The organism is Leptospira bourretii, from assembly GCF_004770145.1.
Taxonomy (GTDB): domain Bacteria; phylum Spirochaetota; class Leptospiria; order Leptospirales; family Leptospiraceae; genus Leptospira_A; species Leptospira_A bourretii.
Window position 1 is genome coordinate 1 of record NZ_RQFW01000008.1, and the last position, 16,618, is coordinate 16,618.

11 protein-coding genes are annotated in these 16,618 nt (G+C 40.2%); 7 read left to right on the plus strand and 4 right to left on the minus strand.

The features are described from left to right. Positions 1-10: 10 nt before the first annotated feature. The 4 genes from EHQ47_RS04990 (at position 11) to EHQ47_RS05005 (ending at position 7,643) form a co-directional block, all read left to right on the plus strand. Entirely contained in the window at positions 11-4,807 is a 4,797-nt protein-coding gene (locus tag EHQ47_RS04990; RefSeq protein WP_208727396.1) for a polymorphic toxin-type HINT domain-containing protein, read from the plus strand. An 11-nt stretch (positions 4,808-4,818) separates the two neighbouring features. Further along, positions 4,819-5,196, plus strand: coding sequence for a hypothetical protein (locus EHQ47_RS04995; protein WP_135776686.1), 378 nt, complete (start codon positions 4,819-4,821; stop codon positions 5,194-5,196). A 616-nt stretch (positions 5,197-5,812) separates the two neighbouring features. Beyond that, entirely contained in the window at positions 5,813-7,180 is a 1,368-nt protein-coding gene (locus EHQ47_RS05000; RefSeq protein ID WP_135776687.1) for a polymorphic toxin-type HINT domain-containing protein, read from the plus strand. Positions 7,181-7,184: 4 nt separating this feature from the next. Beyond that, positions 7,185-7,643, plus strand: coding sequence for a DMP19 family protein (locus EHQ47_RS05005; RefSeq protein ID WP_135776688.1), 459 nt, complete (start codon positions 7,185-7,187; stop codon positions 7,641-7,643). A 567-nt stretch (positions 7,644-8,210) separates the two neighbouring features. Here EHQ47_RS05005 and EHQ47_RS05010 read toward each other — a convergent pair. From EHQ47_RS05010 to EHQ47_RS05025, 4 genes are all read right to left on the minus strand, one after another. Then, entirely contained in the window at positions 8,211-9,038 is an 828-nt protein-coding gene (locus EHQ47_RS05010; RefSeq protein WP_135776689.1) for an integrase core domain-containing protein, read from the minus strand. A gap of 223 nt (positions 9,039-9,261) precedes the next feature. Further along, complete coding sequence (locus EHQ47_RS05015) at positions 9,262-10,320, minus strand: integrase core domain-containing protein (protein WP_135776690.1); 1,059 nt, start codon at positions 10,318-10,320, stop codon at positions 9,262-9,264. A 51-nt stretch (positions 10,321-10,371) separates the two neighbouring features. Then, positions 10,372-10,677, minus strand: coding sequence for a helix-turn-helix domain-containing protein (locus tag EHQ47_RS05020; RefSeq protein ID WP_100745200.1), 306 nt, complete (start codon positions 10,675-10,677; stop codon positions 10,372-10,374). A gap of 37 nt (positions 10,678-10,714) precedes the next feature. After that, positions 10,715-10,963 (minus strand): hypothetical protein, encoded by a 249-nt coding sequence (locus EHQ47_RS05025; protein WP_100745197.1) that lies wholly within the window; start codon positions 10,961-10,963, stop codon positions 10,715-10,717. A 447-nt stretch (positions 10,964-11,410) separates the two neighbouring features. Here EHQ47_RS05025 and EHQ47_RS05030 point away from each other — a divergent pair, with 447 nt between their 5' ends. The 3 genes from EHQ47_RS05030 to EHQ47_RS05040 all read left to right on the plus strand — a co-directional run. Further along, positions 11,411-13,192 (plus strand): polymorphic toxin-type HINT domain-containing protein, encoded by a 1,782-nt coding sequence (locus EHQ47_RS05030; RefSeq protein ID WP_135776691.1) that lies wholly within the window; start codon positions 11,411-11,413, stop codon positions 13,190-13,192. Further along, positions 13,189-14,166, plus strand: coding sequence for a WD40 repeat domain-containing protein (locus EHQ47_RS05035; RefSeq protein ID WP_135776692.1), 978 nt, complete (start codon positions 13,189-13,191; stop codon positions 14,164-14,166). The genes EHQ47_RS05030 and EHQ47_RS05035 overlap by 4 nt, the downstream gene beginning before the upstream one ends. A 1,239-nt stretch (positions 14,167-15,405) precedes the next feature. Continuing rightward, on the plus strand, positions 15,406-16,618 hold a 1,213-nt coding region (locus EHQ47_RS05040; RefSeq protein WP_167483263.1), incomplete at its 3' end, for a hypothetical protein.

Below are 16,618 nucleotides of genomic sequence, written 5' to 3' on the forward strand. Positions count from 1 at the left end.
CCGAATGAAGTTGAGTGAGTTGCAAGCTGACACTGCCGTTGCTGCAAACAAAGCAGAAGCAGAAGAATGGGCAGAACGTGCTATGCGTTTTAGCATTGCAGAGACAAAAATCAAAGACAAAATGCAAGAACTCCAAAGGCAGATCAATTCTGCACGTGCTGATTTAGAAGGCACTATGAGTTCCTTAGTGGGTTCTGGTTTAAATCCGGCGATTCTTGATGGTCGTTTGGACTTTAATGATTCTGGATATAGAAGCCAAGAAACTAGACTCAGAGAATACTATAAAATTGCCGATGGACTTGCCACGAACAAAATAGGTGGTTGGGATTTTATCAACGGAGGGCGGGGAAGTGTCAATCCGCCAGCTTATTCGGGAGGACTTGCTTATGTCCACCCAAGTATCAATATCTATGGATACGTAAATACATATGGGAACGGATCTCAATCCGTTGCCGCACAACGAGCATTTGATGGTGTTTGGGTACTTGATTTTAACGCTGCTCCGGAGAGTGCCTACCACCGGATGACTTCCTATAACTATGGGGAATATGAAGCTAAAATGAATTATGCCCTTGGGAATGTAATGGGCAGGGCAATGTTAATTTTTGCCATTATGTCCCTTGGAAACCCGATGACGGGTATGGAAGCAATCAATCGTAATAAAACTTGGATCGATAGCAAAATTGCAATTGATAATACTGTTAACACTGCCAGATCACAAGCCAATACATTAAAAAACCTCCAAGAAGAACTCAACCGTTACACAGATATTTCCACCGGAGAACAACTCATCGATATGCTAAAAGGCGGACCAGCCAAAGGTTATATTGAAACCGGGTTAGAAGATAGTGATGTGGCGTTCCTAACGGGTGCTAGTGGTCAGTTGAAAAATGGCACTATTAATTGGACAGGTGGAAAAGAACCATTGTCCATTGACCGCCTTGTGGGGAAAAATGGAGATCCGATTATCCAAAAAAGAGCCGTCAAAGATTCTTATGGTTTATTTATAAGAGAAGGAGTGATTACCGCAGGTTCTCCTTCTACAAGTTCTAACGTTGGTTATGCGAATGATGGTCGTTTGGTCAACATTATGACATCTGCTGATGAGTTTGTTGGCTCTCTTGCTTCTATTTCCAAAACACAATATACAATCGAAAAAGAAGAGTATTACGCTGTCCAAGAAGCAGCCATTGTCCGTGGTGTCAAAGCAGACAAACGAGAAATTTTAGACGATCGTGATCGTTTTTACTCTAACCTCCTAAACAAAGTGACTGGTGGCACAGGGAAAAATATTGAATACGATATGTATAAGACGCTCGTGGAGGACTACTACGGTCAAGGGAACGTAACAGACCAACTCTATGCATTGAACGAAAGCCAACAGCGTGAATACCAACTCAAAGTTTGGGACAATAAAGAAAAAGATTTCCAATCCAAAAAAACAGAATGGATCGAAAACGTTAACTATTTGATGGAGACTGGTTCGGCTCGTTTTAACGATATGTTGACATCGTTTAACCAGTCTTGGGACCAGTGGAGACGTGACTTCAAAGAAGAAACCGAAAAAGGCAAAGCCGAACACATGGCTCGCATCGAAGAGGCTTTGAAGAAAAAAACAGAATGGGAAGTGAACCTACTCAATCAAGCAAGAAAAGGCGACCAGTTTGAGATTGATCAGGTGTATGCGGAGATCCAAAGAACCATCGCCAATATGGGTAGCGCTCCAAACGCAGTCCTTCTCCAAAACAATGCGAACAAAATTCTAAACACCATCATGAATAGCAAACCTCAGGTTCTAGACAATCGTATGTTAGAACAAGGGATGTATACTGATGTTCAATTCTTTGTGGATGAACTTCAGAAATCCAAATACGACGAATCCAATGTAGAAAAGATGAAGTCGATGACCAAGGAGATGGAGGACCGCAGTAAACAAATGGCAGTCCTTCAAACACTGGATTCCCTTTGGTCTTTACCACTTACCTTTGAAGCCACAATTGCGGAACAAAACAAGGCCCTTGATGAACAGCTAACGATGCAACTATTGCAAGATAACTTTATCAAGATGGGACCTGGGTATGTAAGGTCAGCAGTAGACAAAATGGGAAATCCATCCTATCAGATTCTACCTACTTTTTCTTCTTTCCTCTATATCAAACCAGACAGGTTGCCAACCGTCAAAGATTCCGATGGGAAGGAATGGGATCTGACAGATTACCAATCTCTACAAGGTAAAAATGCACCATCCAGTGGGGAGCTATCCACAATGGTGAGACTGGCTCGTAACCAGATGGAAACGGACTTCAAACTGACGTATGACCCAGAGAAGTCAGAGAACCGCGAGATAGGCTTTACAATGCTTGATCCTAAAGCGATGGCAAAAGTAGCGCAAGCAGCGCAGTCAGCGATGATGCAGTTTACGACTGATCCTCAAAAGATGTTCGAGTTCAACTCAGCTGATGATAAAGGCAAAGAAGCCATGATGGAATCAGCCAAGAACTCAGGTTATTTGGTAGGACCTACTGTAGGTGGAGCTTTTGGAAGTCACCACTTCAACCAGTTCTATCCCATCCTTAAGATGAAGGAAAAATACAACGAGATCAAGGCAGAAGGTGAAGCGCTGAACGGAAATGGTTTTGCGAATGCCGTGGGAGGAGTGGTCTCTGTTGCGACCGGTGGACTCATCAACGCGAAAACTGCAGCTAAGTTCATGAACGATAACGGTGATGTGATCGATACGGTTGCCTCTGTTGCCGCAGTGATTGCTGCTCCGTTTACAGCAGGTGCATCACTAGTTGCACTTGCAGCGTATAAATCGGTGAAGGGAGCTTTTGAAGGTGGGGCACTTGGTGCTCTTGCAGGAGCTGCGACAGTTGGTAATGCATATCTTCAATCATTCAGTGCCGGGGCCTTGTCTTATGATTTGAGCTATAGTTACGATGAAGGCTTTGGTGCGAGTGTGGGAGGGGGATATAAACTAGCTGGAGGCATAGCTCTTGGCGGTAGTATATCTTATAACGAGAAAAGCGGTTTCTCAGGAAGTGTCGGCTTACAAATGGGTTTAACTGGAGACAATCGACTTACGTTAAATGCTGGTGTGAGCTTTGATCAGAAAGGATTTACGGGAGCGGATGTTGGCTTAGGGATTGGAACAGGCTCACAGAATAGAAATGGAGATTATGCCGGCTCGTTGGATGTCGGATTGAGTTATGATAAAAATAGTGGGTTTGGTCAATCGGTCGGCTTCTCAGAGAGCGTAAATAAATACGTCCCTAAGGGAGGTGTTAATGTTACGAACACTGCGTTTGGTGGAGTGACAGCAAGTGTGACTACACCATCGATGGCAGGAGTAACCGGTGGATTAAGTTATAACACGAAGTCCCACGGATTTACAGCATCTATCAATGCGCTCGGAGCGAATGCGTTAAACTACGACTTAGAAAACAAGGTCTTAACAGGTAATGAGAACTTCCTGGCAGACATGGCCAAGGCTAAGGCCTTAGCGATGGGTGGCGAGTTAAGTGAGGAAGCGAAGAAGAAACTCGCAGCGACCATTGATAAGGCTTATGGAAGTTATGCACAAGGGATCTTGGAAGCGAATCCGAACAACAAAGAGTTGGCGGATGCAGCAGGAGATCCGGAAGCATTCCAGGATAAAGTGAAAGAACTGGATAAGGATGGTAAGCTAAATCACCCTAGTGATGAGTTTGGAACTGTAGATACCGGAAAGTCACGAAGTGGGTTTGGAGTGATCTCCGGCTTCTTTGACGATATAGGCAGGTCGATCACAGGTAAAGAGACTAGCTTCGGAAGTGGTTATATTGATGAGAAAGGGAAATTCCATCAAAGAACATGTTTTGTGGCTGGAACGCTCGTAACAAAACTAAAACCAGAATACTATACAATCGCTGATCAACTAGAACCAAATTCTAAGTATGAAGAACAAGTTGCTATCGAAAATATCGTGGTGAGTGATTGGGTCTTGTCTAAAAATGATGAGACTGGTGAGAGGGGTTATAAGCGAGTAGCGAATACATTTATTAGAACAACCGATGCGATTTACAAAGTATCTCTTGTTGACGGAACAACGCTAGAAACCACCTGGAACCACCCGTTCCGTGTGAAAAAACAAGGTCACGCCTTAGAGAAGTTCTCCATAGAAAACACAACTTGGATACAGGCAAAAGACTTACATCCTGGGGATTTGGCTCTTCGTGCCGATGGACAAGAACTCGTGATTACCGACATCACCATTGATGAAAGGGTAGAGACAGTTTATAACTTTGAGGTGGAAGAGTATCATACCTACTTTGTGGGAGACGTTGGGGTTTGGGTGCATAACCAGAGTTATCATGAAAATAACAATCTCCGAAATATCCGTTCTGGACAGGGTATTCGGGTCCCTTATCGAGCTCAAGGCTATGCTGCAAGAAGTGCGACTGATGCTGCTAGATTAAGAGTTGAATTATCATTGGAGTCGAAAGGTTTGATGAAAAATGGCCATCCAACCCAACAAGTTATCAATTCTGCAAAACCGATACAGAAGGTTTCAGATTTTAAAAATAACGAAAGAGTATTTCAAGAATTAACTCAAGATGGAAGTAACATTAATGATTGGTGGAAGGTTACTAGCAAGCCTTACGAAACACCAGCAGGAAAAGTTGAAATGCATTTTTATAAGAATTTGAAGACAAATAGCATAAATACAAATGTGGATTATAAAATAAAGATTAATGATCGTTTTATTAATCAAAGTGGTGGATCGGTTCCAAGGCCTGGAGAAGGATTGACAGAACCCAACTCATAAGGAGTGAAATTATGGTGGTGCAATTTATTAATGATCCTGATTCCAAAATTGCTTGCGAAATAAATTCGGATAAGTGGCTAATTTTTGGGAAAAAATATATAGTATTAGAAATATGCATCAATCTAGATAATTCGGTTTATTTTAGATTAGCATCTGATTTGGATGATAAACCTGTTTTTTTTGAAGCAAAGTATTTTAAAGTTATTTCACCTAAACTTGAACAAGACTGGATTTTTATTAGCCTACCATCGAGCTTTCGAATTGCTCCGTCAAAAGCAATCGAAGATGATTTGATTTGGGAAAAATTTATAGATGGAGATATAGATTCAATAAAATGGTTTTCACAGTATTACAACAGTTTACAAAAAAATAATAAAGAGTTTTTATAACTTGAGCCTCGCCAAAACTATAATCTTGAACAAAGTGTTCATTAAGTTGGACGCTGGTTGCATATAAGAATGAGCTTGGAGACAAAAAGTAAACCGACTGGCTCTAATGAGACAGAAGAAGACAATACAACATAAAGGAAAAGCTCTTATAAAAAAGAAAAATAAATAGAGTTAGAAAACCGATAAAATATAAGAAATAAGGCAACCTTAACATTTGAGACTGGGAAGTTCGAGATGTTAGGGTAAAACTAGGTTCTTTAACAACAATATATAACCCAATCCCAGCGCCAGCGATAGAAGCGGAAATCCTTTCCAAAGGAAAGATTGGAGCGAATAGCGCGGTCGTTATTCAATGGAACTCTAATCAACTAACGGATTCGAGGCGCCCAAACAAACACCAACCAATCCTTTTCTTAACCAAGTGAAGAGGTCGTCACGGTGGCGTGGCCATGGATGGCCAAAGCTCGCCAGTCGGAACAGGAAGTTCCGCTGGCAGGAGTGAGGACTTCTGAACTCGTTAAGTGAGGAAGCGAAGAAGAAACTCGTAGCGACAATTGATAAGGCTTATGGAAGTTATGCACAAGGGATCTTAGAAGCAAATCCAAATAACAAAGAGTTGGCGGATGCAGCAGGAGATCCGGAAGCATTCCAAGCTAAAGTGAAGGAACTGGATAAGGATGGTAAGCTAAATCATCCTAGTGATGAGTTTGGAACTGTAGATACCGGAAAGTCACGAAGTGGGTTTGGAGTGATCTCCGGCTTCTTTGACGATATAGGCAGGTCGATCACAGGTAAAGAGACTAGCTTCGGAAGTGGTTATATTGATGAGAAAGGGAAATTCCACCAAAGAACTTGTTTTGTGGCTGGAACGCTCGTAACAAAACTAAAACCAGAATACTATGTAGTAGCTGATCAACTAGAACCAAATTCTAAGTATGAAGAACAAGTAGCTATCGAAAGTATCGTGGTGAGTGATTGGGTCTTGTCTAAAAATGATGAGACTGGTGAGACGTCTTATAAGCGAGTAGCGAATACATTTATTAGAACAACCGATGCGATTTACAAAGTATCTCTTGCTGATGGAACAACACTAGAAACCACTTGGAACCACCCGTTCCGTGTGAAAAAACAAGGTCATGCTTTAGAGGCGTTCTCTATAGAGAACACAACTTGGGTGCAGGCAAAAGACTTACATCCTGGGGATGTGGCTCTTGGTGCTGATGGACAAGAACTTGTGATTACCGACATCATTATTGATGAGCGGGTAGAGACAGTTTATAACTTTGAGGTGGAAGAGTATCATACCTACTTCGTAGGGGAAGTAGGGGTTTGGGTGCATAATGATCCTTTTGGGTATGGAGCTGCAATGCACTACGGAAATGTTTTACAGTTGCAAGCGTGTAAAGACCAGGCTTGTAAGGAAAAAGTAACAAAACAAATTACAAAAGCCAATGAGGCACAGATAAAAATTGTAGCTGCAGAAGCAGTGCTTCTTACAGGGGCGTTGGCCTGCACGTATGCTTGCCCGGCACTAATTTTGGCAGGGCAGAATGCAATTAATAGAATTCCTTCATTACTTCAAAATCTAGGTAGATCGAATCCGAATGCAGTGCAACAGGAAGTAAAAGCTGGACAAGAAGTTGCGAAGGGAGGGAGTAGAGTATTCGAAGTAGGTCCATATAACACCTTAAAAGGAGTGGAAATAGGATTGGATGCTCATCACGTAGGACAAAAAGCACTAATGAGCAGGTTTATTCCAGGTTATAATTCAGGTACGGCTCCCTCAATTTTGGTACCAAAAATGGGACACACTCAGGGTACAGGTGTCTTATCAAGGAACACATCAGGTTTTACAAATGCGCGTGAAGTGTTATCAAGAGATATTTTTGAATTAAGGCGTGTTTACTCGGATGTTCCAAATAGCTCTTTACAAAAATTAATAGAAATGAATAAAACAATGTATCCGGGAGCATTCGCCAAATAAAAATATGAGTTATTCAGAATTAATAGAAAAAAATTATGCTGAAGCAGTTGAAGGTATTAAAGAAGAGTGGTTGAAAGAGCCAAATACAAAATGGTATGAATATGTAATTGGTCTCCCTATGCAATTGCGAATTTGTTACCTAATTGTTGTGTTCCATAATCAAATTTTTAATGGAGGTTTTAATCAATACTTTGTGAATGGATATGGGCAATTCGCAACAGAAACTGTTAGCGCACTCAAAAAAATTGGTGCTTTAGAAAAAGCTGATTTATTAGTAGATGCATTAAAAATTGCTAATTTCGAAAAATTTTCAGATGATACGTTTAGAAAGCAGCTCTTAGAAAAAAAAATAGCACGATTATTTTCTACAGAGGATTTGTTCGAGTCTTTGGATAATAGGTATTATATAGATACAAGTGAAGATTTACAAAAATTATTAGAGAGTTATTTGAGAAGCATTTAAGCTGAGCCAAAACCAAAACTATTGAGGCTCGCCAAAACTATAATAGCGAACAAAATATTCGTTAAGTTGGACGCTAGTTGCAAATAAGATTGATTTTGGAGACAAAAACCAAACGGAAGTCATTGAATTCTTGTTCCAAACAAAGACTTTACTCTAAAAATCAGTGATTCATAAATCACGAAGATATAAGGAATCCTTCTCATCTATAGAAGAGATTCTTAAGCAAAGATTGCAAAATGAACTAAATGAAGCCTAAAAGAGAATCTATCTCTCTTAAGCGGTCTTCTTCCAGGAGTAGGTGTGATATAGACCTGAGCCTCGCCAAAACTATAATAGCGAACAAAATGTTCGTTAAGTTAGACGCTAGATACAAACGGAACTGATTTTGAAGACAAAAAACAAACGGAAGTCATCGATTTCTAATGATTCACAAAGACTTTGTTCCCAAAATGAGTGTTCCGTTGATCGCTAGGATATAAGGAATCCTTCTCTTCTATGGAAAAGATTACTTAGACAAAGCTTGCAAACAATGGTTATAAACCGAAGTGTAAAAGAGAGTGATTTCTCTTAAGCGGTTTTCTTCCAAAAGTAGGTGTGGTAGAGTCCGCCTAATACGGGAGTTGATTCCAAGTGGCAGTTTCCGTCTCGCGGTTTGTGGAGGATGGGAGAGGGGATGGGTGTTTCTTTATTGAGTGCAAGGTGGGTACGGTTGTGGTTGTAGAAATGGATGAACTCTTCTAGCTTCACCTGCAAGTGATATTCGTTCATTGGGATGAAGTGATCTAGAAATTCATTTCTGCAGGTTTTGACAAATCGTTCTGCATACCCATTTTGCCAAGGCGAACGAACCGTAGTCTTTTTGTGTTTGATCCCAAGCCTCTCTAAATACCGAGTGAATCGTTTTCCAAATAAAGTATCGTTATCTGTAATCAGATAAGAGGTGTTTTCTAATCCCTTTTTTCTAAAAGCAAATTTGATGACTCGTCTCACCCAACTTGTCGTTGGTTTTGTATGAATGTCAAAGTGGAGAATTTGTCTTGTCTTAATGTCTAGAAAGAAGATCACTTTGTAGATCTCTCTTAAATGATACGAGATGACACTAAACAAATCAGATACCATGAGAGAACTGGAATGCAGGTTGTAGAATTGGTTCCAAGAAAGTCTTTTTCTAGGATCTATTGGTCTTTTGGGAATATAACGAGAAACAGTTCTTTCTGATACAACTAGTCCTAGTTTGATTAAAATCCCGTGAAGTTTGGTGGCTCCCCAAATTCTGTTTTCTTTGGCAATTCTTCGAATGAGTTTGATGAGATCCCAAGGGATGTTTGGTCTACCTGGTGTTTTCCTTCGAGAGAGAAGTGTCCTGAGTCTCGCTAAAACTATAATAGCGAACAAAATTTTCGTTAAATTAGATGCTTAATGCAAACAGAACCGATATTGAAGACAAAAAACAAACTGAAGTCATCGATTTCTAGTGATTCACAAAGACTTTGTTCCCAAAATGAGTGTTCCGTTGATCGCTAAGACATAACGAATTCTTCTCTTTTATATAAGAGATTACTTAGACAAAGCTTGCAAACAATTGTTATAAACCAAAGTATAAAAGAGAGTACCTCTCTTAAGCGGTTTTCTTCCAAGAGTAGGTGTGGTAGAGACCGCCTAACATGGGAGTGGATTCCAAGTGGCAGTTTCCATCTCTCGGTTTGTGAAGGATCGGTGAGGGGATGGGTGTTTCTTTGTTGAGTGCAAGATGGGTACGGTTGTGGTTGTAGAAATGGATGAACTCTTCTAGCTTCACCTGCAAGTGATATTCGTTCATTGGGATGAAGTGATCTAGAAATTCATTTCTACAGGTTTTGACAAACCGTTCTGCATACCCATTTTGCCAAGGAGAACGAACCGTAGTCTTTTTGTGTTTGATCCCAAGCCTCTCTAAATACCGAGTGAATCGTTTTCCAAATAAAGTATCGTTATCTGTAATCAGATAGGATGTATTCTCCAATCCCTTTTTTCTAAAAGCAAACTTGATGACTCGTCTTACCCAACTTGTTGTTGGTTTTGTATGAATGTCAAAGTGGAGGATTTGTCTTGTTTGTATATCTAGAAAGAAGATCACTTTGTAGATCTCTCTTAAACGATACGAGATGACACTAAACAAATCAGATACTATGAGAGAACCGGAATGCAGGTTGTAGAACTGGTTCCAAGAAAGTCTTTTTCTAGGATCTGTTGGTCTTTTAGGAATGTACCGAGAGACAGTTCTTTCTGATACAACTAGTCCTAGTTTGATTAAAATCCCGTGAAGTTTGGTGGCTCCCCAAATTCTGTTTTCTTTGGCAATTCTTCGAATGAGTTTGATAAGATCCCAAGGAATGTTTGGTCTACCTGGTATTTTTCTCCGAGAGAGAAGTTTCCAGAAAAGTTGGAATTTCTTTTCTCGCCATTTGAGTAGAGTGTTTGGAGTGACAAGGATGAGTGATGATTCCCAGTTTGGGAGAAGATAGGAGATAAGAACCAAGATCATTCTTTCCCTTGGTTTTGTATGGAAGATTTTCCTTTTTCTATTGTACGCAGTGAGTTGGGATTTGAGGAAGGCAATTTCTAAGAGTAGGAATCTAGAATTTAGCAGGGAGTAGGTGTTAAGAAGGAGGGAAATACAGAGGAGAAGAGAGACCATCCTTTTGGGAATCGGATGGATGGGGAGGAAGCTTCAAAGTTTTTGTATAAGTTAAATGAACTTTTCAACCCTAGTCTCTAGTATTACCGAAAGTTTTTTTGCAATATCTTTGCTAATCCCTCGTTTTCCACGTTCCATCTCTGAAATATTCGAAGGTAATATGCCCAAAAGTTTTGCAAGCTTCCCTTGAGAGAATCCTTTATTCAGTCTATAAATTTTCAGGTTATCACCAGGAGTAATTTGATTTTTGATTTCTTTATACCACTTAGTTTTTTTAACTTCTAGAGTATCTTCTTCATCCAAATTATCTTTTGAAACTTTAAGGCTTTTCCCAAACTCTTTTTTTAAAAAATTCATGAGTTTCGTAGGAATATGTTCAGCTTCAATGGTGATTTTAATATGGTGCGTTTTCACGACTGCCTGCATAATATACCTCTATAATTCTAATTGTAGTAAAAGATTTTCCCGTTTCTGAAGAGATTTCTTCAATATACTCCCAACACGCAACCCATTTGTAAGTTAGATGGCAGTGGTATTTATTTTTTCCTAACGGACTATAATTTCTCCATCCCTTCTGGATTGGTCCAAATTTTTCTAAATCATCAATTAAGTTGTAAAGTTTCTTTTGTTCTAGTATTGGCATCAGTGAAGCAGATTCCTTTACTTTTTTATTTTTAAATCTGACAAGAAACTTCACTGACTTAGTGTAGCCAATAATTGGCTATATTGTCAATACTTTTTATGTTTAGTTTATTTTTTAAAGCGTTCTATCTGCAAATAACTGTTAAGAATCCTCCAACCAGCCCCCTCGCGCCAGCGATAGTAGCGGAAATCCTTTCCATAAACTGAATTATTTTAGTCAACTAACAGATCGGAAAGATTGGAGCGAATAGCGCGGTCGGTTCTAGAATCAAAGGTAAATCGACTAACAGATTCGAGGCGCCCAAACCCTTACTCATAAATTCTTTTCTTAACCAAGTGAAGAGGTCGTCACGGTGGTGTGGCCAAGGATGGCCTAAGCTCGCCAGTCGGACCCGGACGGGACGCTGACAGGAGTGAGGACTTCTGAACTCGTGGAGTGACAGCTAGTGTGTCAACACCTTCGATTGGTGGTGTGACCGGTGGAGCAAGTTATAATACAAAGACACATGGATTTACAGCATCTATCAATGCATTGGGAGCGAACGCGCTAAATTACGACTTAGAAAACAATGTGTTAACCGGGAATGAGAACTTCCTAGCAGACATGGCAAAGGCTAAAGCGTTAGCGATGGGTGGAGAATTAAGTGAGGAAGCGAAGAAAAAACTAGCGGCGACTATGGCTGATGCACATGGGCGTTATGTGCAAGGCATCTTGGAAGCGAATCCGAACAACAAAGAGTTAGCGGATGCAGCAGGCGATCCGGATGCGTTCCAGGCTAAAGTGAAGGAACTGGATAAGGGCGGTAAATTAAATCACCCAAGCGACAAGTTTGGAACTGTGGATACCGGGAAGTCACGAAGTGGCTTTGGAGTGATTGGTGGCTTCTTTGAAGATGTGGGCAGGTCGATCGCTGGTAAAGAAATTAGTTTTGGAAGTGGTTATATTGATGAGAAAGGAAATTTCCACCAAAGAACTTGTTTTGTAGCAGGGACTAAGGTAACGAAGTTAAAGCAAGAATATTATAAAATAGCATCGACGCTGGAACCAAATGCAAAGTATGAGGAACAGGTTGCAATAGAAACAATCCAAGTTGGTGATTGGGTATTGTCTAAGAGTGATGCAACTGGTGGAGTAGGTTACAGACAGGTTGCCAATACATTTGTTCGTCAAACAGACGCTATTTATAAAGTTACCTTTGCCGATGGAACTATATTAGAGACAACTTGGAACCACCCGTTCCGAGTAATGAAGACTGATGCTAGAGATAAAGAGTTCAACATAGAGAACACCAAGTGGAAACAAGCTAAGGATCTTATCTCTGGAGACATAGCTTTGTCTGTGAATGGTGCTACGTTAAGTATAGTATCCATCGAGATAGATGAAAGATCAGAGACAGTTTATAACTTTGAGGTGGATGAGTATCACACTTACTTCGTAGGAGAAACAGGTGTTTGGGTTCATAATGCGGATAAGTATGGATTGGAAGAATTTAGTAATGTTTTTTCTCAAGTTGCAGAACTTTGTCGTGGAGCAGATCCAAGTTGCTATCAAGCAACTTTAGAGCTAAAACGAAAAGCTCAGGCACAAAGTCTTTACAATGTTGGGTCAAACAATAATCCGACGATTGCAGATACTCAATATTTACAAGACCTATTTGAAACAAGAATAGTTAGTGATTCTACGGATCTTAAGGATAAGTTGACAGATATTTTAAAGGCAAATCAAGGCGATGGTCGAGGAACTATTTTAGGGAGTCTGAATCCTGGTTTCGAATTTGCTATAAACTCAGGAGACAATGGTTTTACAGATGATTTTACTGATCCACACGAATCCAGTAGACGTCAAGTTGGCCATTTTTTGACTGCAGTTGGTCTTGCTAGAAGTATTAGTGATGATGTAGCAATTCGGGCGATAATAAGCCATGAACAAGTCGCTGACACAGATACTTTTTGGAATAGAACAAGTGCTGTTTTTACAACTAGTTCTGAAGACGTTCAGAAGTTCAAAGATGCAGTAAGAATGGTGAATGAGGATAATGGGAATCTTCGCAGGGCGATGAATTATCTGGAAGAGAATATTTCTGTTGATAGAAATTTAGAAGGCAACAGTTATCAGGATTTAAAACTTTCTCTTGCAGGTTATTGGATGGGTAAAGCGATTGACAATGGGCGCTTTAGGAGCGGTGCCGAAGTTTCAGCATGGATTAAGGATCAGTTGCAGAGAAAATGAAAAAAAAGTTATATATATTAATTCTTGTGATGCTCATATTTTGCTGTCATAATGATTCATTGAACGAATTTAAGTGGAACTGGCATGGAATCAGCACTCTTTCTCTTATTAACTCACAAACATTGCTTGCCGGAAGTAGAGATGGCGGACTGTTGATCTGGCATTTCAACACTGGTGAGTCAGAAAATATCTCCACGGAAAATAAGGGGATATATGCTTCTTTCTCATTTGGATTGATAGCGTTTGTTGATAATAAAAAAAATCTTTGCATACTTTCATTAAATGATTTTACTATTAAAAGCAGGCTTAAAACAAAATCTTTTGCTAATAGCATTGCATTTGTCCATGATTTGCTTGTTTTGGATCAATCTGGGCAAGGCCCTTTACTATACAGAGTTAAGTCGAACGGAAGTAAAATTTATCCAGTTGCTTTGATGCAACAACGAGAAATTGAGGAATCTCACGGTGTTGCATTGCATGCTCAATCCGATCATATTGCTTCTGGAGTTATTTTCCGGGGAAGTGGATTGTTTAATCCAGAATACGGTCTTTCCGTATGGAAAACTGGCGGTAAATTGCTTTGGCAAAAAGGAGGTTTGAAAGGTTTAATTAACGGTCTAGAATTTTCAAAGGATGGGAAACTAATTGTCTCAGCTGATAAAGCAGGCTGGCTTAAAGTCTGGCGTGTTGCCGATGGTAAAGTTCTTTCTGAAAAAAGACATACACGAGGATTCACGGCGGTTAAATTTTTGAGTGATGGGAAGCATGTGGTTACAGGGGATTTTAACGGCGATCTCATTCTATGGTCACTGGATTCTCTCGAACAGGAGAGAATTATACCGACTCAACAAAAAATATACATGCCACTTTATATGCTGGAAAACGATCAGGTTGTTACTGGAGGCACTGATGGTCTTTTAAAGATTACTGATCTGAACCCTAAAGCCTCGCAAAAACCAAAAAAAAGTTTGTAATAGAAATTATGCTGAGCCTCGCCAAAACTATAATAGCGAACAAAATGTTCGTTAAGTTAGACGCTAGATGCAAACGGGAATGATTTTGAAGACAAAATACAATCGGAAGCCATCGATTTCTAGTTGAGCCTCGCCAAAACTATAGTAGCGAACAAAATGTTCGTTAAGTTAGACGCTGGATGCAAACGCGACCGATTTTGAAGACAAAAAGCAAATGGAAGTCATTGATTTCTAGTGATTCACATGAGCCTCGCCAAAACTATAATAACGGACAAAATGTTCGTTAAGTTAGACGCTAGTTGCAAACGGTGCCGATCCTTGAGACAAAAATAAACAGAATTCATCGATTTCTAGTGATTCACAAAGACTTTGTTCCAAAAATGAGTGTTCCGTTGATCGCAAGGATATAAAGAATTCTTCTCTTTTACAGAAGAGATTATTGAATCAAAGCTTGTAAACAATCATTACAAACCGAAATATAAAAGAGAGTAACTCTCTTAAGCGGTTTTCTTCCAAGAGTAGGTGTGGTAGAGACCACCTAACACCGGAGTGGATTCCAAGTCGCAGTTTCCATCTCTCGGTTTGTGGAGGATTGGTGAGGGGATGGGCGTTTCTTTGTCCAAAGAGATGCGGATTCTTTTATAAGCGATTGAGCCTGGGTTTTAAGGATTATGTTTCATAAATAAATAGTAATAAAGTAAAAGTAAAGATAGAGTCATTATGTCCCTAGAGTTAATTACAAAATCTTGATATAGATATATAACACAATAGAATACGAGAAATGTACATAAATCCGTAACGAGATAAATTTTTTTAGGATCTTTCCTTTTCCTTGACAAGATTGGTTTGCGAACCTACTCTTCAAGTATTGAAGAGTAGGTAATCGTTCTTCAAACCCTCTTTTATTTTTTTTCTAACAGACTACTTCTTTAAAAAACAACTCCCTGCGCCAGCGATAGCAGCGGAAATCCTTTCCATAAAGTAAATTATTCTACTCAACTAACAGATCGGAAAGATTGAAGCGAATAGCGCGGTCGTTACAGAAGTAAATGTAAATCGACTAACGAATTCGAGGCGCCCAAATAAACATTTATCAATTCTTTTCTTAACCAAGTGAAGAGGTCGTCACGGAGGCGTGGCCAAGGATGGCCTAAGCTCGCCAGTCGGAACAGGAAGTTCCGCTGGCAGGAGTGGGGACTTCTGAACTTAGCCGAACATATGGCACGCATTGAAGAGGCTTTGAAGAAAAAAACAGATTGGGAAGTAAGTCTCCTCAACCAAGCAAGAAAAGGCGACCAGTTTGAAATCGATCAAGTGTATGCTGAGATCCAAAAAACCATCGCCAATATGGGAAGTGTCCCCAACACAGTCCTTCTCCAAAACAATGCTAACAAAATCCTAAACACGATCATGAATAGCAAACCCCAAGTTCTAGACAATCGAATGTTAGAACAAGGGATGTATACTGATGTTCAGTTCTTTGTGGATGAATTACAAAAATCCAAATACGACGAATCTAATGTAGAAAAGATGAAGTCGATGACAAAGGAGATGGAAGATCGCAGTAAACAAATGGCAGTCCTCCAAACATTGGACTCGTTATGGTCGTTACCACTTACTTTTGAAGCAACGATCGCCGAACAAAACAAAGCCCTTGATGAACAGTTAACGATGCAATTATTGCAGGATAACTTTATCAAGATGGGACCTGGGTATGTAAGATCTGCTGTAGATAAGATGGGAAATCCATCCTATCAAATACTCCCAACCTTTTCTTCTTTCTTATATATCAAACCGGATAAATTACCAACCGTCAAAGATTCCGATGGGAAGGAATGGGACCTAACCGATTACCAATCTTTGCAAGGGAAAAATGGTCCTGCGAGTGGGGAATTGACCACAATGGTGAGACTGGCTCGTAACCAAATGCAAACAGACTTCAAACTGACATATGATCCCGAGAAGTCAGAAAACCGTGAAGTTGGTTTTACAATGCTTGATCCAAAAGCCATGGCAAAAGTAGCCCAAGCAGCCCAGTCAGCCATGATGCAGTTTACCACTGATCCTCAAAAGATGTTTGAGTTTAACTCTGCTGATGACAAAGGCAAAGAAGCCATGATGGAATCTGCGAAGAACTCGGGTTATTTGGTAGGACCTACCGTGGGAGGAGCGTTCGGAAGTCACCACTTCAACCAGTTCTATCCAATCCTTAAGATGAAGGAAAAATATAACGAGATCAAAGCAGAGGGAGAGGCACTGAACGGCAATGGATTTGCCAATGCAGTGGGTGGAGTTGTCTCTGTTGCGACTGGTGGTCTCATCAACGCTAAAACTGCTGCTAAGTTCATGAACGATAATGGGGATGTGATTGATACCATTGCTTCGGTGGCTGCTGTAATTGCAGCACCGTTTACTGCTGGAGCATCCCTGATTGCCCTTGCTGCGTATAAAA

Coding starts and splice junctions, on each gene's coding strand:
- EHQ47_RS04995 (WP_135776686.1), top strand. CDS start 4,819: ATGGTGGTGCAATTTATTAATGATCCTGATTCCAAAATTGCTTGCGAA.
- EHQ47_RS05020 (WP_100745200.1), bottom strand. CDS start 10,677: ATGAATTTTTTAAAAAAAGAGTTTGGGAAAAGCCTTAAAGTTTCAAAA.
- EHQ47_RS05005 (WP_135776688.1), top strand. CDS start 7,185: ATGAGTTATTCAGAATTAATAGAAAAAAATTATGCTGAAGCAGTTGAA.
- EHQ47_RS05025 (WP_100745197.1), bottom strand. CDS start 10,963: ATGCCAATACTAGAACAAAAGAAACTTTACAACTTAATTGATGATTTA.
- EHQ47_RS05035 (WP_135776692.1), top strand. CDS start 13,189: ATGAAAAAAAAGTTATATATATTAATTCTTGTGATGCTCATATTTTGC.
- EHQ47_RS05015 (WP_135776690.1), bottom strand. CDS start 10,320: ATGGTCTCTCTTCTCCTCTGTATTTCCCTCCTTCTTAACACCTACTCC.